Annotated in this window: 21 protein-coding genes; 4 read left to right on the forward strand and 17 right to left on the reverse strand. The window is 52.9% G+C overall.

The window, feature by feature from the left end; genetic code table 11:
* Positions 1 to 6: 6 nt before the first annotated feature.
* The 3 genes from IEV89_RS04690 to IEV89_RS04700 are packed head-to-tail and all read left to right on the forward strand — an operon-like array spanning position 7 to position 2619.
* Positions 7 to 948 carry a dihydrodipicolinate synthase family protein gene (locus tag IEV89_RS04690; RefSeq protein WP_188470895.1) on the forward strand — a complete coding sequence of 314 codons (942 nt, stop codon included), beginning with the start codon at positions 7 to 9 and terminating at the stop codon, positions 946 to 948.
* Positions 949 to 966: 18 nt separating this feature from the next.
* Positions 967 to 2391: a dihydropyrimidinase gene (gene hydA, locus IEV89_RS04695; RefSeq protein WP_188470896.1), complete on the forward strand. Its 1425-nt coding sequence runs from the start codon at positions 967 to 969 to the stop codon at positions 2389 to 2391.
* Between the two features lie 9 nt (positions 2392 to 2400).
* Entirely contained in the window at positions 2401 to 2619 is a 219-nt protein-coding gene (locus tag IEV89_RS04700; RefSeq protein ID WP_188470898.1) for an FmdB family zinc ribbon protein, read from the forward strand.
* A gap of 44 nt (positions 2620 to 2663) precedes the next feature.
* Here the strand turns inward: IEV89_RS04700 and IEV89_RS04705 are convergent, their stop codons facing one another.
* The 4 genes from IEV89_RS04705 to IEV89_RS04720 form a co-directional block, all read right to left on the reverse strand.
* Complete coding sequence (locus IEV89_RS04705; protein ID WP_188470900.1) at positions 2664 to 3314, reverse strand: GntR family transcriptional regulator; 651 nt, start codon at positions 3312 to 3314, stop codon at positions 2664 to 2666.
* A gap of 422 nt (positions 3315 to 3736) precedes the next feature.
* Complete coding sequence (locus tag IEV89_RS04710; RefSeq protein ID WP_188470902.1) at positions 3737 to 4840, reverse strand: amidohydrolase; 1104 nt, start codon at positions 4838 to 4840, stop codon at positions 3737 to 3739.
* A gap of 57 nt (positions 4841 to 4897) precedes the next feature.
* Positions 4898 to 5365 carry a YjiG family protein gene (locus IEV89_RS04715; protein ID WP_188470904.1) on the reverse strand — a complete coding sequence of 156 codons (468 nt, stop codon included), beginning with the start codon at positions 5363 to 5365 and terminating at the stop codon, positions 4898 to 4900.
* The gene (locus IEV89_RS04720) at positions 5358 to 6041 is read right to left on the reverse strand and encodes a nucleoside recognition domain-containing protein (protein ID WP_188470906.1); all 684 of its coding nucleotides are present in this window, start codon (positions 6039 to 6041) and stop codon (positions 5358 to 5360) included. The genes IEV89_RS04715 and IEV89_RS04720 overlap by 8 nt, the downstream gene beginning before the upstream one ends.
* A gap of 649 nt (positions 6042 to 6690) precedes the next feature.
* On the opposite strand from IEV89_RS04720, the gene IEV89_RS04725 reads away from it, so the two are divergent.
* Positions 6691 to 7620: a LysR family transcriptional regulator gene (locus tag IEV89_RS04725; protein WP_188470908.1), complete on the forward strand. Its 930-nt coding sequence runs from the start codon at positions 6691 to 6693 to the stop codon at positions 7618 to 7620.
* 19 nt (positions 7621 to 7639) lie between these two features.
* On the opposite strand, the gene IEV89_RS04730 is transcribed toward IEV89_RS04725, so the two are convergent.
* The 13 genes from IEV89_RS04730 to IEV89_RS04790 all read right to left on the reverse strand — a co-directional run bounded on the left by IEV89_RS04730 (position 7640) and on the right by IEV89_RS04790 (position 24429).
* Entirely contained in the window at positions 7640 to 8146 is a 507-nt protein-coding gene (locus IEV89_RS04730; RefSeq protein ID WP_188470911.1) for an Lrp/AsnC family transcriptional regulator, read from the reverse strand.
* Between the two features lie 231 nt (positions 8147 to 8377).
* On the reverse strand, positions 8378 to 9694 hold the full coding sequence (gabT, locus tag IEV89_RS04735) for a 4-aminobutyrate--2-oxoglutarate transaminase (RefSeq protein WP_188470912.1): 1317 nt from the start codon (positions 9692 to 9694) through the stop codon (positions 8378 to 8380).
* Positions 9695 to 9865: 171 nt separating this feature from the next.
* Complete coding sequence (locus IEV89_RS04740) at positions 9866 to 11008, reverse strand: M20 aminoacylase family protein (protein ID WP_229746386.1); 1143 nt, start codon at positions 11006 to 11008, stop codon at positions 9866 to 9868.
* Between the two features lie 198 nt (positions 11009 to 11206).
* Complete coding sequence (locus tag IEV89_RS04745; RefSeq protein WP_188470916.1) at positions 11207 to 12109, reverse strand: GNAT family N-acetyltransferase; 903 nt, start codon at positions 12107 to 12109, stop codon at positions 11207 to 11209.
* On the reverse strand, positions 12110 to 13441 hold the full coding sequence (locus tag IEV89_RS04750; protein ID WP_188470918.1) for an NAD(P)/FAD-dependent oxidoreductase: 1332 nt from the start codon (positions 13439 to 13441) through the stop codon (positions 12110 to 12112).
* Between the two features lie 84 nt (positions 13442 to 13525).
* Complete coding sequence (locus tag IEV89_RS04755) at positions 13526 to 15229, reverse strand: ABC transporter ATP-binding protein (protein WP_188470920.1); 1704 nt, start codon at positions 15227 to 15229, stop codon at positions 13526 to 13528.
* A complete protein-coding gene (locus IEV89_RS04760) occupies positions 15226 to 16095 on the reverse strand; it encodes an ABC transporter permease (RefSeq protein WP_188470922.1) in 870 nt (289 codons plus the stop codon). The genes IEV89_RS04755 and IEV89_RS04760 overlap by 4 nt, the downstream gene beginning before the upstream one ends.
* Positions 16096 to 16120: 25 nt before the next feature.
* A complete protein-coding gene (locus IEV89_RS04765) occupies positions 16121 to 17074 on the reverse strand; it encodes an ABC transporter permease (protein ID WP_188470925.1) in 954 nt (317 codons plus the stop codon).
* Between the two features lie 13 nt (positions 17075 to 17087).
* Complete coding sequence (locus tag IEV89_RS04770; RefSeq protein WP_188470927.1) at positions 17088 to 18710, reverse strand: ABC transporter substrate-binding protein; 1623 nt, start codon at positions 18708 to 18710, stop codon at positions 17088 to 17090.
* Positions 18711 to 18781: 71 nt separating this feature from the next.
* On the reverse strand, positions 18782 to 20059 hold the full coding sequence (locus IEV89_RS04775) for an NAD(P)/FAD-dependent oxidoreductase (RefSeq protein WP_188470929.1): 1278 nt from the start codon (positions 20057 to 20059) through the stop codon (positions 18782 to 18784).
* An 84-nt stretch (positions 20060 to 20143) separates the two neighbouring features.
* Positions 20144 to 20812, reverse strand: a complete 669-nt coding sequence (locus IEV89_RS04780; protein WP_188470932.1) for a haloacid dehalogenase type II — start codon at positions 20810 to 20812, stop codon at positions 20144 to 20146.
* A gap of 52 nt (positions 20813 to 20864) precedes the next feature.
* Positions 20865 to 22337, reverse strand: a complete 1473-nt coding sequence (locus IEV89_RS04785; protein WP_188470934.1) for an aldehyde dehydrogenase family protein — start codon at positions 22335 to 22337, stop codon at positions 20865 to 20867.
* Between the two features lie 631 nt (positions 22338 to 22968).
* Positions 22969 to 24429, reverse strand: a complete 1461-nt coding sequence (locus IEV89_RS04790; protein WP_188470936.1) for an NAD-dependent succinate-semialdehyde dehydrogenase — start codon at positions 24427 to 24429, stop codon at positions 22969 to 22971.
* Positions 24430 to 24486 lie beyond the last annotated feature (57 nt).

The following is a 24486-nucleotide window of genomic DNA, read 5'->3' on the forward strand; positions in this document are numbered from 1 at the left end:
AATAAAATGAAAGAGTTACACCATTACCAGGGTGTCTATGCGGCGACGGTCTGTCCGATGGACGAAAGTGGCAGAGACATTGATGAAGCCAGCCTGATTGCGCATTTGCGTCGGGTTTCGCAGGTGGCCGGGATTCGCGGCCTGTTAATCAACGGGCATGCCGGTGAAAACTTCGCACTCTCGCGTGAGGAGAAACGTCGGGTGGTGACCCTGGCACGCCAGGTCTGTTCCCCGGATACCCTGCTGGTGGCGGGTCTCAATGCGGAAGACAGTTACGATGTCCAGGCGCAGGCAGACGATGCGAAAGCCGCCGGTGCCGATGCCATTCTGCTGTTCCCGCCCTACTCCTGGACACTCTCCACCGATGATAAAACGGTGCTCAACCATCACCGTATCGCCAACGAAAACGCCGCGTTACCGTTGATGCTCTACCAGTCAGGCGTGAGCAGCGGCGGCATGGCATATCCCCCCGCCCTTCTCCAGCAGTTGGTCTGCTTACCCCATGTCGTTGCGGTGAAAGAAGGCAGTTGGGAAACCGCCACCTATGAGGCGAACCTGCGGCTGGTACATGAAGTTGCGCCCCATGTGGCGGTGATGGCCTCGGGTGATGAGCACCTGATGACCTGTTTTGCGCTGGGCACCGATGGCAGCCTGGTGAGCCTGGCGGCAGTGGTACCGGAGCTGGTGGTGGCGCTGTACAACGCAATGCAGGCGCAGAACCTCGCAGAAGCGCAACGTCTGCATCAATTTGTCTATCCGCTGGCCAAAGCGATCTATGGCACCTGGCCGGGCACCCATGCCAATGCGCGGTTAAAAGCCTGCCTGCATCTTGCCGGACATCTTCCTCATGCCATGCCGCGCCCACCGGTGCCTGCCGTCGATGACGCGCAGCGTCAGCGGTTAGCGACAGCGCTGACCTTTGCACAATCTTTTACTGCCATCCCCTAAGTACAAGCGGAGACCAACATGACCAATACCCTGATTCGCGGTGGGCGCATTATCACTGCTGTGGACGATTATCACGCCGACATCCTCATCGAGAATGAGAAGATCGTCAGTATCGGACTTAACCTGCAACCTGGCGCAAACTGCCAGGTGATTGAAGCCAACGGCATGCTACTGTTCCCCGGTGGCGTTGACTGCCATACCCATATGGAAAATACCTTTGGTCCCTCAGTGACCGCGGATAACTTTCAATCGGGCACCCGCTCGGCGGCCTTTGGCGGCACCACTACCATTATCGACTTTGCGTTGCAAAATCATGGCACCAGCCCGTTGCAGGCCATCGAGCGGGCGCAGTCAAAAGCGGATAACGTCGCCAGCATTGATTATGGCTTTCACGTCATTATCACCGAGGTGGATAAACAGGTTCTGGAGGATATGCGCTACGCCATCCGTCATGAAGGGGTCTCCAGCTTCAAGATGTTTATGGCTTATCCTGGTACGGTAATGTCAGATGATGCAGCCATTTTCCAGGCGATGCGCATGGTGGGCCAACATGGCGGTATGGTGGCACTGCATGCGGAAAATGGCACCATCGTCGAATTGTTGATTCAGGAAGCACTGGCGCAGGGACACACCTCTCCACGCCATCACGCCCTGACGCGTCCGGCCCTGCTGGAAGGTGAAGCAACCCATCGCGGTATCAAGTTGGCTGAACTGGCAGAAGCGCCGGTCTACTTTGTCCATCTCTCGGCAAAAGAAGCCCTGAAGCATGTGGTGGAAGCGCGCGACCTCGGCATTCCGGTCTTCGCCGAAACCTGCCCGCATTATCTGTTCTTTGATGAATCTTCTTACGCTGACAGCGACGAATCTGACAGCTTTGATGGTGCACGTTTTGTGATGAGCCCGCCGCTACGCTCTAAAGAGGCGCAAAACGCCCTTTGGACGGCACTGAAAACCGATGACCTGCAACTGATTTCCACTGACCACTGCCCGTACTGCATGAAAGAAGGTCATTTAGGCAAAATGAATCAGAAGCCGCTGGGCGCTAATGATTTTTCCAAAATCCCGAACGGCGTACCCGGTGTGGAGACGCGCATGACCGTGGTTTATGATGGTGGCGTGCGCAGTGGCCGCATCTCGTTAAATCGCTTCGTCGAGCTCATGTCCACCGCCCCGGCGAAACTGTTCGGCCTGTTCCCGAAAAAAGGCACTATTGCGGTGGGCAGCGATGCCGATATCGTCATTTTTGATCCCAATGAAAAACACACCATCAGTGCCGCGACGCAACATAGCGACGTTGATTTCACGCTTTTCGAAGGACATCAGGTTCAGGGCAAAGTGAAGAAAGTGCTGTTACGCGGCAAACTCCTGGTCAGCGATGATCAATGGGTGGGTAAAGCCGGTCAGGGACGCTTTATTTCACGCGGTGAAGTGGGTAAGTGGTAGGAGAATGTAATGCCTTACTATGACTATCTCTGTTCAGACTGCGGCGCATTTGAATTGCGCCGTTCTGTGGCAGCGCGTGATGAACCCGCGCTCTGCCCGATTTGCCAGAAAAACGCCGGGCGGAAAGTCAGCTTTCAACCGGTGTTGCTACGCAGCAAACCGGTCGCCGAGGTGCGCAACCCGTTACATGTTGAGGGATGTCCCTGCTGTCCTGCCGCGTTCAAGTAATCTGCTGTTCAAAGGTATGCGACTGAGGCATACCTTTGCTGTGATTAATTGCCTTCCGTGATTCTCTTCAGCACGAAGGCTGACAGGTTTCTGATATGCGTTCTTACCGCCTGGCTGGCCGCCGCGGCATCTCCGCTTTTCCACGCATTGAGAATCGCCAGATGTTCTTCACGATCTTCTTCAATACGGTTGAACGGCGTGATCAATTCGAACATCCGGCTCTGAGTCCGGGCCTGTTCAATCATTCGGGCCAGCACCGCATTACCTGAACGTTGAGCGAACAGCCTGTGCACGGTATCGTCAACATCCCAGTAAGCTTGTTCAGGTTGACCTGCCGCGAGGGACTCAACCTGGTCGGTGAGCTGATCGATGATCTCAGGTTCAATCTTGTTGATGGACAGCCCAATGGCTTCGGTTTCCAGCAGCTCGCGCACTTTCATAATCTGAAAATATTCCTGCGCGCTGATAAAGCGAACGGAATAGGAACGGGCGCTTGACCGGACCAGCAATCCCTCACCCTCGAGTCGCAGCAACGCTTCACGCAACGGTGTACGGGAAATATTCAGTTCTTCAACCAGTCGACCTTCAACTACGGCTCCGCCGCTACGAAGGGTTTTTTCCAGGATCATACGGCGCAGGGTCTGGTAGGCCAGTTCACCTAGTTTTTCTGCACCAGCTTGTTTATCTGAGGTCACGAGGTACTCACTATTAAGACATTTACCGGAAAGTATACAATACGTGTACGATGGAAAAAAGGAGCCAATTCTGAGTTCTACTCCCTCAAACACATTGTCTCTAGACCGCAACGCTAAAATGAGTGCCATCGAGAAAATTAACCTCCAGGAATGCCACTCCGCCTCCAACGACTTCAGCACTATTCCTTCCTGTTATTGTTGATTACCTATATCCCCATGCTTTCACTGTGGCTGCCTTCTCATTTCCATTAAGCCAGGGAATGGTTGAATGCATGCCGTTAGCAAGGTTAAGTCGCATTGACGTTATGATGCTGAGGGCAGAAGACGGTTTTCGGTCCAGTCACAATGGTCTGGAGGGCGTTTCAGAGCGTCATGAGAGTCCGGCAACGCTTCCCGAACTCTCATGATCTCTGGCGTGGTGATTAGCCTAATACTTTCTTAACACAGCTTTTAAACACCTGAACGCCGATTTCCAGCGCGTCGAGGTCAAACCGCATCTCGGGGTGATGCAGGCCAGGTGTCAAGTTGGCCCCTAATCCCCAGAACCCGGTTTTTACCTGAGGACGCTGGCGAGGATAGTGGAAGAAATCTTCACAGCCCGGCGTAAACTGGGGTTCAGTCAGCCCTTCGGCCCCCAACACCTCGACAATCGACTCCGCAATCAGCGCCGTGACGTCATCATCAATGATGGCCGCATGCATCTCTTTCATCACGGTGATTTCAGCCGTGGCACCCATTGCCGCCACGCTGTGTGTGATGGCATTAATGACTTTGGCTTTCAACGTATCCATTGGCTCGTTGAACTGTGAACGCAGATCCCAGCATACGCGGGCCTCAGACGGCACTGAATTCGTTACCCCGGCATCGCACAGCATACGCGTGGCTTTAACACTCCAGGTAAGATTTGGGGCTAAGTGAATGGTATTCACCGCCTGGACGGCAGCAACAGCGGCATCCAGGGCATTAATGCCCAAATGCGGACGGGCGGCATGCGCGGGTAACCCCGTGATCACGGCTTCAACGGTAGCGCCCGCAGAGTAGAACATGGCAGGCACGGCTTTGCCCATCGGACACTCTTCCAGCGGGCGAACGTGGAAGCCCAGCAGGATGTCTACATCGTCCAGTACTCCTCCTTCCACCATGGCCAATGCGCCAGTGCCGAGCTCTTCCGCGGGTTGGAATAAAATTTTCAGACGCCCTTTTTTGACGACGCCTTCGTTAATCACCTCCTGCGCGGTGGCGAGTACCACCGACGAGTGACCGTCGTGACCGCAGGTGTGGCGAGCTACCAGCTGGCCATCAATGATGTGTCCGAGTGCGTCCATGTCGGCACGCAACGCCATCACGGGGCCCGGCTTGCCGCTGTCGAGTTCGGCGACAATACCGGTGGTATCGTTGATGTTGCGCGTGACCTTGAAACCGGCCACTTCGAGCGCATCGGCAATGTAGGCCGATGTTTTGAATTCAACAAATCCCAACTCCGGGATTTGATGCAAATGTTGATAATGTTCCAGTGTTTTAGCCACGAAATAGTCTCCTGTTAAAATATTATTCAATGCATACCAGCGAAAACGATCGGATCATCAGGAGATCACTCGCATCACAATCATGGCAATAATTGAGTTCAAAATACTGGTCAGCATCAGCAGCGGCCAATACTTTTTCGGGACATCTGCCACACCCAACAGGCGTCCCATATACTGCAACTGCGAGCCCATAAGAAAGATCGCTGGCGCCAGAATAGTGATCTGCGCGGCATCCAGCGTGCCCTTCGTCAACAGACTGATCGCCACGCCGGTTCCAGCTGATGAGGAGAGCCAGGCGGTCAGCAAGACGGTAACCGCCTCCCCCGGAAGACCCAAGAGGCCCATTAATGGTGCAAAAAGATGACCAATAAAATTCATAACACCCAGTAGGTTGAGAATTTCGGCAATAACGTAGGCCATGACGACATTGGGCATCAGGTTGTTGATGGCAATATTAAAACCTTTACGCGCCCCAACAACAAAAATATCGAACGGATTATTTGAAACCTTGGCAATATTACTCATTGTCGAAATCCTTTTTATAAACAGTATTCAGCATTAAGCGGACAAATACCGCACCCACGAATTTCATCACCAGCATCAATACCAGGGGAATAATCACCGGGAGCGTTAATGAGGCGAACATGGCAGATCCGATAGAAAAATAGTTATTAATCAACCCAGCCCCGGAATACTGCCAGGCTCCCATAATAACGACGTCTTTGCGGGTAATACGTTTACTGTCGTAAAGCTCTTTACTCAGTGCCGCACCTGCATCGGTACTTTGCAGGTCGGTGATCAACGCCAAACCGGTATGGCCGGGAATCCCCAGGATCGGTTTCAGCAAGGGTGTCAGCAGTCTATGAGCCGCACGGATGGCACCATAGTGGGTAAAAATCTCCAGCAGGCCAAGTGCCAGCATAACCGTTGGTACCAGTGAGAGCGCGAACAGGAACCCCGCTTTGGCGCTGAGCCCGCCCGTACCGACAAAGGTGTTGGTGGCTGGATTTTTCATCGTCCCAAAGGCGCCGCCGAGTGTTGTAAAGTCAAACGCCCCCAACCAGGCCATGCCATCTACTTTCAAAAAAGCGCCGGAGAACATCAGAACCACGGCGATCAAAGCGATATACGCGCCTTTACTGACTTTCCACTCACTGGCTTCATCGGCCGGTTTATCTGTGGATATTGGTGTTTCACTCATTGAATTCCCCTTCTAAGGTGTCAATTATAATTACAATGCCTAACCGTGTTTTATTAATCGAATGGGTAAATCGTAAAAGGATAAACAATTAACGCATTGGCCCACTCATTATTCACTTACGTAAGTAAAGGCAGGATTCATGCCAATATGCTTAGAAAGATGAAAATAATATCAGCCACGCGATATCAATGACCTTAAAGGAAATAATGTCAAAAAATTGTACAATACTCAAAAGTTATTAAGAACACAAAAACCACCCTTAATTAAATAAGCGTGGTCATCATTAACCGGTTTGATGAGGTTATCAATCAGTCACCCCAACGCACCACTTTGGAATGCATTGCACTAAAAAAGTGCAAGGTGGTGGCAAACAGTGTGACGTTACGGTTTCATCATACGCGGGGTCCTGCCTTGTTCAACGAAGACCACGTGGCCAGTACCAGACATTTCATCTCGCTGAGGATGAGCGACGCATGCTTTGGCAGATAATCGTATGCAGTTGGCATCAAGGTTCCTGGTGTTAACGGTCATTCTGGTGTTAACGGTCATTAAAGAGTCTATTGGGATTATCACCAACGTATCGCTCGATATAAATATCATTTCAATGACGGTATTGTTGACCTGTGAGCAACACCGATGAGCGGACAAAATGAGCCAACTATTTCACGAAAAGCAGATCAGCTATCTGTACGAAGTGGGCATTCAGGGTGGGATTCGACGCGCGGCAGATATTCTGGGGATTAATGCCTCAGTGATCAGTCGGCAGATTTCTTTACTTGAACGCACGCTGCAACTGCCGTTGCTTGAGCGCAAAGGTCGCACTGTGGTGTTAACGGAGGCGGGTAAGCTGCTGGCCGACGATTTCTTTGAGAGCCGTGAGCGGCGTACCCAGCTTGAACGTCACCTGAAAGATCTGCGCTACATGAAAGGCGGTGCGATCAGCATCCGGGTCGGGGCCGGACTGGTGGATACGTTCGTTGAGTATGTGCTTAAAAAGTTTGCTGCCTCTTATCCCAACGTTTTTGTGGAAATTGTGGCAGGGAGTATGCAAGCCACGCTGGCGGCCATCGTTCAGGGAGAGGCCGACATGGCGCTGGCTTTTGGGCCGATTGGCAACCCGGAATTGAAGCGGCACAGTTTTCCGTGGGGGCCCATTTGCGCGGTGGTTAATCCGCAGCATCCGATAGCCCACTTAAAGAGCGTCACCATTGAAGAGTTGAGTAAGCATCGGCTTATCTCGCTGAGTGAAACCTTTGGGCTACAGCGTCACATGAACGCCATGTTCCAAAGTCAGGGTTACCTGTTCACTCCTGCATATCGCTGCAATCTGTTCTCTACGGCCATGAGTTTGAGTATTTCAGGAATGGGCATTTCGTTTATGAGCGCCCAAGCGGCAGGCGAGCGGATCGAGCACAATATTCTGGTCGCCGTGCCTGTCGATCATCCGATTGCTACCGAGGCCCAGTGCCACCTGTTGCGAAACTCTGACCGTCGATTTAGCCCGGCTGCGCATCATCTGTGGCAGCTTTTACTGAATTTTTTTCAGCAGGAGGAAAAACCAACAAGTCATCAAGAGTGAGTTTGAACACCCCATGAATTTAATTGGTGTTTTGCATCTGTTGTGTGAGCAGCGTACGCAATGGAACGCTGCTTTTGACGATCGGCGATTTAATCACGATGTAGCTAAAATACTTGTCGATACCAATGTTTTTATCCAGCAACGATTCAATGACTTCCTGATAGTGTTCAATGCTGCGGGTGATAAATCGCAGCAAATAGTCATAACCGCCGGTAATGAGATGGCACTCAATAAGCTCATCGTATTCGCGGATGCAGTTCTCAAATTTTGAGAACTCTTCGCGACGATGCCCTTGTAGTGTGACCTCGGTAAACACGGTCACTGATCCCGTGATTTTAGGGAGATTAACGTGCGCTTCATAGCCGGTAATATACCCTGCACTTTCCAGACGTTTGACTCGCTGCAAGCATGGGCTTGGCGACAGTCCCACCGCATCTGCCAGGTTAACGTTGCTGATGCGACCGTCTTTTTGTAACTGAACCAGTATATTGATGTCGATGCGATCAAGTTTTAAAAAGCCGTTCATAGCACCTCAATGTCGTCTTGAGCGTCGACTCGCAATAAAGAGCAGGTTTTCTCTCTGCGTCTCATTCGACCCTGAAACCACCGATAATCCATCATGAGTACGAAGGATGTGCCACCAAAATTGCCTGGCTACGACCTAGGTATATCACGGTTATACGCATGAACACCAGAGCTCGACGCAGAGAGCTTTAAACCAGCAACATAAGCAAACACCATGAAATAATTAGAAAAATTAGCCAAGACGTCCAGTTCCACGCGCCAGTGCGATATCAAAGATATGCATTGCCTCTTCTAACTGTGCATCCGTGGTGACCAGTGGAGCAAGAAAGCGGATGGTGTTACGATAAAGACCGCATTTGATGAGTAGCAAGCCTGCATCACAGGCGCAGTGAAGGATCTTCTCGGTCAGGGGCGCATCGGGTTTGCCTGTGTCATAATCCACGATTTCGACCGCCTGCATAAAGCCGACCCCACGTACTTCACCAATACAGGCATATTTATCCGCCAACTGAAGTAAACGAGCCTCCAACTGCTGCCCTAATGCGACCGAACGCTCAAGCAAGCGTTCATTTTCCAGTACGTCGAGCACAGCCAGTGCCGCAGCACAGGCCAGGGCGTTGCCGCCATAAGTACCACCCAGACCGCCAGGACTCGGTGAATCCATGATTTCGGCTTTCCCCACCACGCCAGAGATAGGTAAACCACCGCCCAGACTTTTCGCCACGGTGATCAGGTCAGGCACGATGTCTGAATGCTGGAAACCGAACATTTTTCCGGTACGGCCAAAGCCGGTTTGCACTTCATCACAGATCAGTAAAATACCGTGTTTGTGGGTCAAATCTCGCAGTGCCTGCATAAACGCTTTAGGCGCTGGCAGAAAACCACCGTCGCCCTGCACCGGTTCGATCAGGATAGCGGCCACGCGTTCGGGCAGCGTTTGCGTCGCGAATAGCGTATCCAGCGCGTTAAGTGAGTCTTCGGGGCTGATACCGTGAAACGCATTCGGATAAGGAATACGGTAAATATCACCGGGAAAAGGTCCAAAGTTCTGCTTATAAGGCTGGCTCATTCCGGTCAGTGCGCAACCTAATAAAGTTCGGCCATGAAATGCACCATCAAATGCAATGATGCCGGAACGGTGCGTATAAGAACGCGCTATTTTAACCGCGTTTTCCACCGCCTCTGCACCTGAGGTAAATAGCACTGACTTATAATCCTCGCCTTTGCCGACCACTTTATTTAAACGTTTTGCCAGCTCAATATACGGAGGGTAAGCCACGACCTGAAAGCAGGCATGAGAGACGTTTTCTAACTGGCGCTGTACAGCTTTAACCACCTCAGGATGATTATGCCCAACGTTTAATACCCCAATACCACCCACAAAATCGAGATAGCGACGACCTTCGTCACTCCACACTTCCGAACCCTTCGCTTTTACCACCACCAGGCTGTGGGCAGTCACTACGCCGCGCGGCACATTTTTTTCACGCAGCGCAAGCCAGTCGATATTCTCTTCAGTTACAGGTTGTGTAATCAGTACATTGTGCATGGTTTGCCTCATCCGGTTAATTCGGGCGCTGTCAGAATTTGATTCAGTATCTCAATACAGGGTTTTATTTCGTGCCGTAATGCCGGTTAAGAAAAAATATCATGCGGTAGTTAGGTATTAACAACGCAGCATTTTCTTTCATCCCATTGGGACTTGAATTAAAAGTTGAAATTAAAAAGAAACCGCTAATTGAATTCGCACCACGCTCGCAAACCACGCTATCCCGTCAGGAATAATATGGTCATTAAAGTCATAGGCAGGATGATGTAAGGGGGCCAGCGGTTTTGTACTGCCGTCACCCTGTCCAAGCCACAGATAGGCACCCGGTTTTTGCTGCAGCATAAAAGAGAAGTCTTCCGAAGTCAGCGCGGGCTTCGGGGCTACGCTGGCATCAAGACCTGCATTTTTAGCCGCTTGCAAGGCAATTTCAGCCTCGTCGGGGGTATTCACTGTTGCCGGGTAATAACGATGGTATTTTACTTCAGCGTTAAGGCCATGTGCAGCGGGAACGTGCGCCGCAATGCGTCTCAGGCTGGCTTCGATAATGTCCTGCGTGCGCAGATCAAAACTGCGTACCGTGCCGGTAATATGCGCCTCTGCCGGGATCATATTGTGCGAAAACCCACCGTGCACCTGCGTGACCGTTAACAACGCCGGATCAGTCGGGTCAATACAGCGGGCAATGATGGTATTAAGCTGAACCACCAGTTCGCTGGTGGCCAGCATAGTGTCGGCAGAAAGGTGTGGCTGCGCCGCATGACCGCCGCCGCCGTACACCCGGATATCGAAGCGATCGGCTGCTGCCATAATGGGGCCGGGACGGGTTTGCGCTATCCCCTGTGGCAACTCAGGCCAATTGTGTACTGCGAAAACACTGTCGCAAGGGAAACGCGCAAATAGGCCGTCGTCAATCATCGCCTTGGCCCCAGCCAGCCCTTCTTCGGCTGGCTGGAAGATAAAGTTCACTGTACCGTCAAAATCAGCCGTGTTTGACAACAGCCACGCTGCGCCAAGCAGCATCGTGGTGTGACCGTCATGGCCACAGGCGTGCATCACACCGTGATGTTTGCTGACGTACTCTGGCGAGCCCTGTTCTATGATCGGCAACGCATCCATATCCGCGCGCAACCCGACACTTCTGTCGCTGCTGCCTTTACGCAACACCCCCACCACGCCGACTTTACCGATCCCCTCGTGCACCTCGAGTCCCAGTTCTCGGAGAAAATCCGCCACCACTTTCGCAGTCCGGTATTCATTAAAACCCCGTTCCGGATGCGCGTGAAGGTCATGACGTAGCGCAATCAGGCGCGGCAGAATGTCATTGATGAGTGGTTGACGGGTTAATGATTCACTACCACTGGCGACAACATTACTCATGTTAATCTCCCTTTGTTCTCTGAATTTCACCCTGCATCGGCGGCCGGTGCTCAAAACGCGGTGAATGGGCCTGACGGCTGATACTGACCCCGTACCGGCTCGGAACGATAAAAAGCAGAGTCTGGGGGTTAACCCTTAACCCATCGCCTGGCTCATGAGCGAAAAATTAAACCATCCCGATGGAGAAACCAACGGCCCACCCTGTTTATACATGGTCGTTGGCCGATCGACGCACGGCAGGCCGAGTTCTTCAAGCCACTCGCTCAAACCTGACGCGCCCTCCACGTCAAGACGGACAAATTGACCGGCACTCTCGTTTAGCAACTGGGCGACCAGGCATTTGGCATCGTCGAGGTTATCGGCAATCACCGGGCCTATCGTATATCCGCGACCAAACTTGCGCAGCATGCTAAAACCGGCGGGCTGGCCGTTGCGAGTCAGCATCAGCGTTGTTTCGAGATGTGGCAGGTTTGCCGCGTCAAACAGTGCCTGGTACAACACCGCCCGCTGCATGCCGCTCGAGAGCGCGTCAAGTTCAGCCAACGTGATGGCATTCTCAGCGGTTAATCGCCGGAACTGGCAATCACCTGACAGCATCGGTGCAGCAAGGGTAGGCAGTTCACGGTGTTGGTGCTGACAGACACTACCGGTAGTCACAAACCCTAATTTTTCGTAGAGCGGTTTACCTTCTGGTGTGGCGTGCAGGCGAACTGTCGTGCCTTCAAGCTGTGCCAGGACGGCGTTCAGTAGCGCTTTGCCTACCCCGCGGCCCTGGCAGTCAGGACTGACAATCACCAGCCCCAGCGTGGAGTATGTACTGCCCCATTGCCAGTAAAGCGCACTGCCAATCACTTTACCGGCGGACTCAGCCACCCACCCTTTTCCGCATTGAAAAGCCAGTTCCCAGTCCGCCAAACGATGAGGCCACTCAACCGCCTGAGAAAGCGCATGACAGGCCGGGAGATCGGTTGACGTTATCTCACGCAACCGGATTTGAGATGCGCCCTGAGGTGTCGTTTGAATAGTATGTTCAGTCATTTACATCATTCCCGGTTTTTTGATATCACTGCCGTCACTAAAACGGCTATAGCGGAAAGGTGTCGGGTCGACAACCGGTGTGCTAGCGGTCACAAGGTCAGACATCAGGCTACCCGCACCCGGTCCAATACCAAAACCGTGACCACTGTAACCGGCAGAAATAAACAGCCCCGGCAGCTTCTCTACCTCAGAAATGACTGGCACGGCGTCGGGCGTGCTGTCTATCATGCCGCCCCACGACTGCACCACTTTTACCGCACCCAGTTCGGGATATTCACGCCGCATGGCGTCAATGCCTTCTTGCACCATCGCATGGTCCGGCTCGGGGTCGAGTATGCGCATTTGTTCAAACGGCGAGCGGGCATCAAATTGCCATTTCCCCAAGGCCTCCGGTCCTTCAAAGAACGCGCCGGGGCTAAAATGAACATGGAGATTTTTACGACGAGCCAGGAAGGTAGGGTAAAACTTTTTAGCATAGCGTAAGCCCTGTGGACCGATATCCAATCGCCCTCTTCCCGAGATTGACAGCGTATAGCTGCCGTCGAGCTGCGGACGACAGGCAAAACTTTCGGTGTAGAGCGGTATCTTGATCACTTGCTGGATCGGCGCGGTGCGCATCGCGGTGCCGACCACATTCCCCAACGGTAAATCGATGCCGTGGCGGCGGCAAAACATTGAGCTCCATGCCCCTCCGGCACACACCACCGAACTGGTGCGGATTAATCCGCGCTCAGTCCATACGCCGCTCACCCGGCCCGCCGATACGTCGAGTCCACGGACAGCGCATTGCTGAAACACCTGTGCACCAAGCTTTTGTGCGGCAATGGCTAACCCCGGCGCGGCCAGCGAGGGTTCTGCGTGACCGTCCGTCGGCGAATATACGCCACCTAACCAGTCCGAGGTGCTGCCTGTGGTGAGCGTTTTAGCCCGTGCGGCAGTAAGAATTTCGCTGTGCATACCGTAGTTTTTCGCCATCTCTCCCCATGTTGTCCAGGCGTCGATCTCCGCCTGCTGTTTGGTGGCATATAACAAACCAGTATTGCGAAAGCCCAGCTCTTCACCGGTCTCCTCTTTAAGCACTTTCCAGCGCTGAAGAGCATGGATTGACAGCGGCAGTTCGCGCTCGTCGCGGTTCTGCTGACGGCACCAGCCCCAATTGCGGCTGGACTGTTCTGCACCAATTAATCCCTTCTCAAGCAAAACCACAGAAACCCCTTTACGCGCGAGTTCGTAGGCGGTAGCGACACCGGCAATGCCTCCACCAATGACCACCACATCAACCGCGTCGGGAAATAGATGACTGTCTTGTACAAATCTAATCGGTGCTGGCATCGACTGTTTTCCTTATTGAAACGTAATACCTGGCGCTTGTTTGAGGTAATGAATTTATAAGCAAAACCATTACATTTTCGGCAGTTAAACCACGTCACTGTCCTGCTCGTCAAGCCATCCCTGACGGAGCTCAGGCACGGCGCGTTTAAGCTTTTCGTAGTAAAGATGACTGGTGGGCTTGTCAAAATCGGTACGGCTGACCTGAGTGACCATTTTTCCATTATTGACGACAATAATGTCGTCGCAAATGGAGCGTACGGCATGAAGGTCATGGCTGATAAACAGAAACGAAACCTTCAGTTCACGACGCAGTTCGGAGATTAAATCCAGAATTGCAGCGGCGACCACAGAATCCAGCGCTGACGTCACTTCATCACAAAGAATAAGATCCGGTTCCGCCGCCAGCGCTCGCGCCAGGTTGACGCGCTGCTTCTGTCCACCAGACAATGCACATGGCTTACGATGCAAAATGCTGTGCGGCAAACGGACAAGATCGAGAAGCTGTTTAAGTCGGGCATCGAGCGATATGCCCTGAAGTCCGTGGAAGAACACCAACGGACGCTTCAAAATGGTCGCAATAGTCTGGCTTGGGTTAAGCGCAGTATCGGCCATCTGAAACACAAACTGTACGCGGCGGAGTTCGTCTAGGGTGCGGGCTGACATATCGCCAGCCAGGTAGCTTCCGTTAAACAAGATATAGCCATGACTCGGAACAATCATGCCCGCAATCGCGCACGCCAGCGTGGTTTTACCCGACCCCGACTCACCAATAATACCAATCGCCTGTCCCGGATAGAGTTTGAAATTGATATCATGCAGGATGCTGATTTTCGGTTGACCGTTCGCATCGAGGGGACCATATCCGGCAGCCATCTCGCGCACCTCAAGCAAACAACTCACTGGCGCATCTTCGGGCTGCCACGGGCTATTGCGCGGTAGGTGTTGTGCAGCGTCGAGCAGGCTACGGGTATAAGCTGAAGCGGGTCGCTGCAGCAAATCTTCTGTGGTGCCGTATTCAGCGACTCGCCCTTTTAGCAGCACCAGGATTTTGTCGGCCATTTGCGCGACCACCGCGAGATCATGGCTGACATAGATTGCCGTGGTACCTCGCTGCTTCACTACGCGGCGGAAAGTCTTTAAGACTTCAAGCTGGGTGGTGACATCAAGCGCCGTGGTCGGTTCATCGAGAATAACCACCTCTGGGTCACCAATCAGCGCCATCGCTGCCATCACGCGCTGCAACTGCCCTCCAGAGACCTGGTGTGGATAGCGCTTGCCGATAGTTTCAGGTGAAGGCAGCGCCAGCTCGCGGAAAAGCGCCACCGCTTTTTTCTCGGCCTCGGCGCGTTTCATGGTGCCATGAATCAACACAGGCTCCACTACCTGTTCCATTAGCGTCATCGCGGGGTTAAACGAAGCCGCCGCGCTCTGCGCGATATATGACACGGTGGAGCCGCGAAATTGGCTCAGTTGACGTGCACTCAGTTGGGTGACGTCAGTTCCTGCCAGTTGAATATGTCCTTCACTAATGCGGCAACCGTGACGCGCGTAACCCATCAACGCCAGCGCAATGGTGGTTTTTCCGGAGCCGGACTCGCCAATGAGCGCCAGGACTTCGCCTTTTTTCACATCAAAGCTGATGTCTGAAACCAGCACGATCGGCTCGTCACCGTCGTTGATGGCCTGCACCTCGAGATGGCTTACCCTGACAATAACCGATGCGTCGAACTGCGTTTCCGGCGTCAGTTCCCTGACATCAGACGGTGAATTAATTGAAGCGGTATTCATGCCAACTCCTCTTCCAGTTCATGCCGGGTCGCACGACGTGATTGCAAGCTGTCGATGAACAGATTGACGCCAATGGTCAGGCTGGCAATCGCCAGGGCTGGCACCAGCACTGCCGGAGATCCATCAAATAACGCCTGTAAATTTTCATGCACCAGGGTTCCCCAGTCAGCGTAAGGTGGCTGTACTCCCAGTCCCAGAAAACTCAGGCCACTTAACAACAGCACGATGTAAACAAAGCGCAGGCCAAAGTCAGTGAGCATCGGGTGTAACATGTTGGGTAGCACGTCGGTCAGCGCGATATAGAGTTTGCTTTCGCCGCGCAAATGCGCCGCCTGCACATAATCCATAGAACGCAAGTTGGAAGCCATCGCGTAGGCAATGCGGTATGCGCCCGGCCAGTAGGTGATGATCGCAGTGAGGGTAAGCATCGGCAGCGAAGAACCAAACACGGCGACCATCAGCAGCGCCATGATTTTACCCGGCATAATCAGCAAGGCATCGTTGATGCGGCCCAGTAACTCTTCCAGCCACTTGCCGGACATGGCGGCCAACAAAGCTAATAGCGTACCGAAGACGCTGGCGAGAACGGCGGCGGAGAGCGCCAGGCCAATCGAATAGCGCGCGCCGTAAAGCACCCGCGTCAACATGTCCCGCCCAAGATAGTCGGTGCCGAGCAGAAAGGCGCGGCTAAACCCTTCATCGATACCGCCGCCGGAGATATCTTCAATATTGTAAGGTGAAAGACAGCCGCCAAATATCGCCATGCATAGCCAAAAGAGAGTCATCACCAGCCCTACGCGGCCGCTAATAGATAACGAGCGCCAGAAGTTCAGTGCCGTTTTCAACAACATGACTATTTTACGCATCACTGAGTCCTCTGTAGAGAGTCGCTTATTTTTTCAGCTTGGGATTAAAAGCAATGGTGGCGATATCAGCCAGCAGCAACAACACCAGATAGCAGGTGCTGAACAGCATCACACACAGTTGCACAATAGGCAGGTCGCGGTTGCTCACCGCATCCACCATCTGACTGGCAAGTCCTGGATAGCTGAAAATGGTTTCGATAATAATCACGCCGCCAAACAGATAGGACAGGCTGAGCGAAATCGCGTTGGCAATCGGCCCCACCGCATTGGGCAACGCGTGACGCAGTACGGCACGCAGTGGCCGCACCCCCTTTAGCAGCGTCATTTCAAGATAGGGACTGTCGAGCTGGTTGATGATGGCCGAGCGGGTCATGCGCGCCATCTGTGCCACCAGTACACAACATAAGGTGAACACCGGCAGCGCATAGCTGCGCAGGTAACCGAGAAAGTCCTGGTCGGCTGAACCCAGTGACATCGCCGGGAACCAGCGCAGGTGGACAGCGAACACCATAACAGCGACGGTAGCGACCAAAAACTCGGGGACCGCCACCACCGCCATGGTGCCAACCACTAATATCCGATCAATCAGCGATCCCCTTTTCATCGCCGCCGTAATGCCAATAATCACCGCCAACGGTACGGATACCAGTGTTGTGATGCCCGCCAGTTCAAAGGTGGCGGGAATACGCTGGGCAACCAATTGGCTCACCGGTAGATGGTTGGCGAAGGACGTACCAAAATCGCCGTGCAACATACCGCCGAGCCAAGCAAAATAACGCGTCCAAATCGGCAAGTTCAGACCAAGCTGTTCGCGTAGGGCTGCCACCGTTTCCGGCGTAGCGGCTTGCCCCAGGAGTTGCTGGGCTGCATCGCCGGGTAGCATGCTGGTGATGACAAACACCAGCGCAGAAACGATAAACAGCGTCAACATGCCCGAACCAAGACGACGAAGAATAAGGAAAAGGATAAGCTGATTCATTACCGCCTCCGAATCACGATGCCAACCAGACGAACTCGCTGAAGCGATAGCCCATCATCATGCCGGACGGATAAGACTCCACCCCTTTAACTTTATTGCTGTAACCGTCCAGTGAGCTGATAAACAGCGGAATAATGGTACCGCAGTGGTTATAGACCAGCGCCTGCATGTCGCCATACATCTGCTTGCGCTTGGCCTGATCGCGTTCGCCACGTGCCGCTGTCACCAGTTGGTCGAACTGCACATTTTTCCAACCGGATTCATTCCAAGGCGCATCAGACTTGTAGAACTGACTGAACAGCATATCGAGTGTGGGACGTGGATTGACCGAGCCGTAAGAGATCGGATGCTTCATCCAGTGTTGCGACCAGTAATTGTCATAGGGCACGCGGCGAACTTTCAGATTCATGCCGACCTGTGAACCAAGCTGTTGCAGGAATTGCGCACCCTCAACAGACCCTTCGATATTATCAGTCGCCACAATCTCCAGGCTCGGCTTCACCAGACCAGACTTTTTGAGGTAGAACCTGGCTTTATCGAGGTCGTTAGGACGCTGCGGCAGATCCTTGTTGAAAAAGGGATGCCATGGCGGAACTGGATGATCGTTGGCAAGGGTGCCGAAACCCTGCATGACGGTCTTCAGCAGGACTTCACGCGGCTGTAAGTACTTCATGGCCAATACAAAGTCCGGATTACGGGTTATCGCTGCGTCCTGACGCAGGATCAGATCGCTGTACATGCCAGATTTACTCTCCAGCACGGAGCATGAGTTTGATCCGTTGATTCGTTTTACATCGCGTGAGCTGATGGTAGAGACAAAGTGCAGCTCACCAGAGAGCAACGCATTAACGCGCGCGGCCTGATCTGTCACACCCAGCAGTTCTACCTGGTCGAGATGAGGCAAGCCCGGCTTCCAGAAGTTCTTGTTGCGTGTACCAAGGGTACGCGTGCCCGGAGAGAATTCTTTGCAAGAGTAAGGGCCGGTGCCAATGGCTTTGCTAAAATCTTTCGTGCCGTCCTGCACGATAAGGAAAGCGGGCGTACCGAGGATTGACGGCAAGTCAAAGTTTGGCTGATCAAGTTTGATTTCGACTTCCATCAGGCCGACGGCTTTAACGGTGACAAACTGCTTGGCCAGTGCAATGGCGGTAGAGGCGACGGCGGGATCTTTATGACGCAATAATGAGAACATCACATCCTGCGAGGTCAGCGATTTTCCGTCGTGGAAGGTTACGCCCTGACGCAGTTTAATGCTCCAGGTCAGACCATCCTCGCTGGTCATCGACTCAGCCAACCCCATTTGCGGAATAAGTTGAGTGTCTAGCTCGGTCAACCCGCTGTAAAACATATACTGGCGCATGTAGTCGCCGCTGTTGTTAGCCCTGGCAGGATCCAGCGTATCCGCCGCAGAGGAATTTGACACAGCGGCGCGCAGTGTCCCTCCTTTAACCGGTTTAGCTTCAGCGGCCCAGGCGCTATTTGGCAGGCTGATGATACCGGTGCTTAACGCCGCTCCGGCAGAGAATACTTTCATCATGCCACGGCGTGAAATGTTGATATCTGACAGTGATGATGTTGATAGAGATGAAGCAGACTTCGGTGTGACTGGACCTGATTCTTTACGAAATTTACTCATTGAAATCTCCTCGAATGCGGTGTTTACCGAAAAAAGCCATTACTGCTATGGGATAACGCGTTGCCGCCGACTTAACACACTTTGTCTTTCGCTTTGTAATACAGCCCCGCCACGGGTAAAAACCAGGGTTTGCCAAAGTAGCCGGGCATCGCCGCCCAATGGCTGCGCTGCCAGGGATTGCTTACCGGCTGGTCGGTAACCAATGCCGCCATCACCTTACCCATATAGACCGACATCTGGGTCCCGTGGCCGCTGTAGCCCATCGAATAGAACAAGCCCTCATGCTCTCCGGCGCGCGGTAGACGGTCAGCCGTCATGTCGACTAACCCGCCCCAACAGTAGTCAATGTTGACGTCTGCAAGTGGCGGGAATAATTCGCGTAGTCCCTGACGCAGCACGCTGCCGCTGCGCACATCCGAGGTTGGGCTGCTGATAGCAAAGCGGGCTCGGCCACCAAAAATAAGTCGATTATCCACGGTGGTACGGAAATAATTGCCGATATTGAGGGAGGTCACGTAGGTGCGATTATGGACAAACGTCTTCTGTACCTGTTCGGCGCTCAGCGGAGCGGTCGCAATAATAAAGCTGCCCACGGGCACAATACGGCGCTGAAACCACGAAAACGGCCCTTTATCCGACGTCCCGGTCGCCAGCAGCACACGACCTGCGTCAATCTCACCGCGTGCCGTGCTGACGCGATAACGGTGGCCGTCCACCTGCTGTAAACCGGTTACCGGGGTATTGGCGTGAATTACTGCACCTTTGTTGACGGCTGCCTGTGCCAGCCCCACGCCGAATTTCCCCATGTGCATCTGACCGCCGTTCTTTTGCAGCAGGCCACCGTGAAAGGCATCGGAGCCGATTTCATCACGGATTTGGCTGGCGTTAATCAATTCGACCTGACTGTCGACAGTGCGCCTGAGCAGTTCATAGGTTTTCACCAACGAAGAGAAATGCCTGGCCTTACTGGCCAGTTTGAGTTTACCGGTGCGGATTAAATCGCAGTCAATGGCTTCATCTTTTACAATCGACTGCACGTAATCCACCGCCTCGCTGTAGGCATGGTAGTAAATGGAGGCCTGCTCAAGGCCGATGCTGTCAACCAACGAGGAAAAATTTTGTGCTACACCGGCATTGCATTGTCCGCCGTTACGTCCCGAAGCCTGGCTCAGGATCTCCCCCGCTTCGAGCACGACCACGTCTACACCGGCCAGCGCCAGGTTGTAGGCAGCAGACAAACCGGTAAAACCGCCGCCAACGACGACAACCTCAGTTTTTTTCGGCAGGTCACCCCCTGCCGCACCGCTAAATACCGGTGCCGTTGCCTGCCAAAATGATTCAAGCTTCATGTTTTGCGCCTTATCCCATTCACGTTTTTACTTCACGTCGACAATGACTGCGTGCCAATGCCCCTTCAGCAACAACGCTCTGACTTACAGCCCAAGTACGCCGGGCAGCCCACCGATATCGTTGATTTCGGTGTAGCCATAGGCCGGATTCGCGGGCTCGTGGCCACGGTTGACCCAGACCTTGTTTTTTATCCCCATATCGTGGCAGGTCATCAGGTCATAACGCAGACTGGAAGAGACGTGCAGAATGTCTTCAGGACCGCAACCCAACTGGTCGAGCATGTATTCAAAACCGCGCATTCTTGGCTTGTAGGACTGTGCCTGCTCCGAGGTAAAGACGCGATGGATAGGTGCGCCAAGGCGCGGTACATGATGAGAGATTAAGTCGTTCATGCTGTTGGTGAGCAGTACCAGCGGGAACGCTTTGGCCACTGTCGCCAAACCAGCTGGCACATCAGCGTGAGGCCCCCAGGTGGCACAGGCTTCCATAATTCCGGCACCGTCGCTGTCCTGATACTCCACGCCCCATTTCTTGCAGGTTCTTATCATTGCCTGGCAGACAACCTCACCATAAGGTTTCCAGGCACCCAGCACTTCGTCTAAGCGATAACAGGCAAAATCGTTAGTGAAGGGCAGCATGTCGTCAGCGCTAACGCGATCGGAGAAAATAGCGCTTGCCGCCCCGGCCATGTCGAATTTAATCAGCGTGCCGTAGCAGTCGAACGTAATAAACTTAGGTTTAAATACCGCCATGATAATTTCCTTCCTCGATAGTATTTTCGTGGTGTAAAAAGAAGTAAAAACTTTAAAAATCGATCAACACACTTTTGTACCGCAGGCAGGCTTCAAACGCCTGACGCCCCAAATCTTTACCAATACCTGAGCCGTTAAACCCACCGGTAGGGATAATAAAATCGCCAGAACGACCATATCGGTTGATCCATACGGTTCCCGCGGCAAGGTGACGCATAGCGCGTAGCGCACGTTCAATATTCAGGGTATGCACGCCCGCGGCCAGCCCGTAAATAGCGTGCTCAGCCAGTGCCAGCCCCTGCTCTTCGGTTTCAAAGATTTGAATGGTCAGTACTGGTCCGAAAATTTCTTCCTGCACGGCGGCAGACTCGGCTAAAACACCCACCAGCAGTGTTGGCTTAAAGAAGTAGCCTTGATTTGTATTGGGAAAGAATTCACCGCCGGCCAGTAATTGCGCGCCTTCTTTAATAGCCGAATGCACGATGAATTCGATTTTTTTCGCCTGACGGGCGTCGATAATCGGCGCATAGCGGCAGGTGCTTTCCCAGGTATTACCTGGCTCAACGCTGTCACACAGCGCCACCAGCTTTGAAATTAGTGCATCGGCAATGCCTGACTGCACCACAAGACGGGTGCCTGCGACACAGGCCTGCCCGCCGTTGACGGTAAAACCGCGAAAAATACGCAATGCAACGTCATCGACATGACCAGCATCGTCAAACACCAGTTGCGGGCTTTTCCCCCCCAGTTCGAGAGTCACTGGCTTCATCCCGTTCAACGCCGCCTGACTCATAATGTGCGCGCCGGTCGCGGTTGAGCCGGTAAACGAGACTTTGCGCACCAGCGGATGATTAACCAGTGCGCTACCGCAGGTGACGCCCCGGCCTTGCACAATATTCAGCACACCAGCGGGTAAACCGGCCTCAATCGCCAATTCGGCAAGTCTGATGGTGGAAAACGGCGTGAGCTCAGAAGGTTTGAGCACCACGGCATTGCCTGCCGCCAAGGCCGGCCCGAGTTTCCATGAAGCCATCGATAACGGGAAGTTCCACGGCGTAATGGCTCCAATCACACCATAAGGTTCAGGCACCAGCATGCCGAGGCTATTGCTGCGTGTTGGCAGCACATCACCACTATATTTGTCACAGCATTCGGCATAAAAACGGATAGCTTCAGCGGTGAAAGGGATCTCGTGATTCATCACGTCATAAATAGGACGGGTCGAGTTCACCGCTTCGAGGCGGCCAAGTTCCTCACCTTGCTCCTCAATGAGGTCAGCCCAGCGGCGCAACACTTTTGCACGTTCGCGGGGCGGCCGCGTACCCCAGCCGCTCGTCAGCCACGACTGATGGGCATTGGTCACAGCCAGGTCGACCAGCGCAGCATCACCATCGGGAATTTCACCGAGGAATTGTCCGTCAGACGGGCGATTAACGCGCAGGCGCTCACTGCCGCCCGCGTGGATTTCTCCGCCAATCAGGTGCCCGGCAGGTAAAGGCACTTTTTCAGGTGCAAAGCTCAACATGATTAATCATTCCTTATTCACTTCAGAGTAAGATCCGAAGAACATGGGTTGCAGAATACATTGCCATTCTCAAATATCCGCCAACGATAAAATAACGCCCATGCTTTTATCTTTTATTTACCGCGGACAGATTATTAGTCCTCCAATCACCGCTAATTTTAATACTTCATCCCTTTGCTGATTTATATGTCATTTGTTAAATATTACTTTTACCTCTATTTACTCACTCTTATATTAATAAGCACGAAGCGTGCCAAACCATCAAAAATTTAAAATGCGGAATCGGCGGTCCAAAAAAATTTTTATGCCGCCAGTGTGGCCTAAACTTCATGAATCCGTTTTTTCGAGCGTCGATATCATTACACTCCGGTTTTCTTGCACCATGACGAGATGCCTGGATTTTAGATTGCACCAAAATAGAGGCACCACGACAGAAAGTAAAATAACGTATTATTTTTTAAAGATAATACACCATCACTCTGATGTGGGGATTTCAGATTTCAAACCACTTACTGAAGTAACCGGACAGTGCGTGCAGATAAAAAAGTGGCTATCCATTACAGGAGTCGCCACTTCTTATATAAATAATGTCATTACTTAAAGTATGACTTTATACAGCAGATAATGTCATTCAGTCGAGGCCGCCAATATGGAAGGATTTGCTTTCAAGATATTCTTCGATGCCAGCCTTCGCCCCTTCACGACCTATTCCGGAAAGTTTTATCCCACCGAAAGGTGCTATTTCCAACGATACCGATCCGGTATTTAATCCGACCATGCCAAATTCTAGTTTTTCAGCCACACGCCATGAACGGCGTAAATTTTCAGTGAAAAAATAAGCCGCTAATCCAAAAGGTGTGGCGTTGGCTAAATCAATGGCTTGCTGTTCGTCATCGAAGCAGAACAACGGTGCAACCGGGCCAAATGTCTCTTCATTAGCAATCAACATGCGGCTGGTGACATCCGCTAAAACGGTAGGCGTCACAAAGTTGCCGTTGTCTGCGGCGATCCCTCCCGTCAATACCCGCGCCCCCTGATTGAGGGCGTCATCAATATGCCGATTAACTTTTTCTACTGCCGCCTTGTTGATCAACGGCCCCATCTGCGTCCCGGCAGCAAAGCCATCGCCAACCTGGAGTTTTTTCGTCTCGGCAACCATGCGGGCAGCAAATTGATCGTAGATGCCGCGCTGCACCAAAATGCGGTTGGCGCAAACGCAGGTTTGCCCGCCGTTGCGAAATTTGCTGACCATAACACCAGCGATGGCAAGCTCAATATCAGCGTCGTCAAATACGATAAACGGCGCATTGCCGCCGAGTTCAAGACTTAGCCGCTTGATCGAATCGGCACATTGTCGCATCAACAGTTGGCCGACGCGGGTTGAGCCGGTGAATGACAGTTTGCGTACCAGCGGATTACCGGTCAGTTCAGCACCGATACCCTGTGGCATGCCAGTGATGACCTGAAATACACCCGCTGGGAATCCCGCACGGGAGGCCAATTCAGCCAGCGCCAGCGCGCAAAGCGGGGTTAAATCTGAAGGTTTAATAATGATGGGGCAACCCGCCGCGATCGCCGGCGCGCATTTACGGGTGATCATTGCAATCGGGAAGTTCCAGGGAGTGATGGCGGCCGCAATGCCAACAGGCTGTTTCAAAATCAAAATTCGTCGATCCCGGGTCGGCGCTGGAATCGTTTCACCATTGATGCGGCGCGCCTCTTCAGCAAACCATTTCACAAAACTGGCCCCGTAGCGTACCTCGCCTCGCGCTTCCTCCAATGACTTCCCCTGCTCAGCCGTCATTAGCACAGCCAGATCTTCGATGTTATCAAGGATCAACTGATACCACTTCTCCAGCATAGCAGCACGTTCTGCGGCGCTACTGGCAGCAAATTCGAGACGAATCCTCTCGGCTGCCTGAATCGCCCTGCGGGTATCCTGCTCACCCATCGCCGGAACGCGAGCAATCACTTCAGCAGTGGACGGATTCACCACCTCAATCGTTTCCTTACTGTGAGCATCAACCCAGCATCCGGCAATAAATGCCTGCTGGCGGTAGAGCGATGGGTCCCTTAGGGGCAATGGCGACATGATTTCTCCAGAATAGGGGTATAGTTTCCATTAGCACGGCATAAAACCCTGCTCGTC

This window comes from Hafnia psychrotolerans (genome assembly GCF_014639435.1).
GTDB lineage: Bacteria > Pseudomonadota > Gammaproteobacteria > Enterobacterales > Enterobacteriaceae > Ewingella > Ewingella psychrotolerans.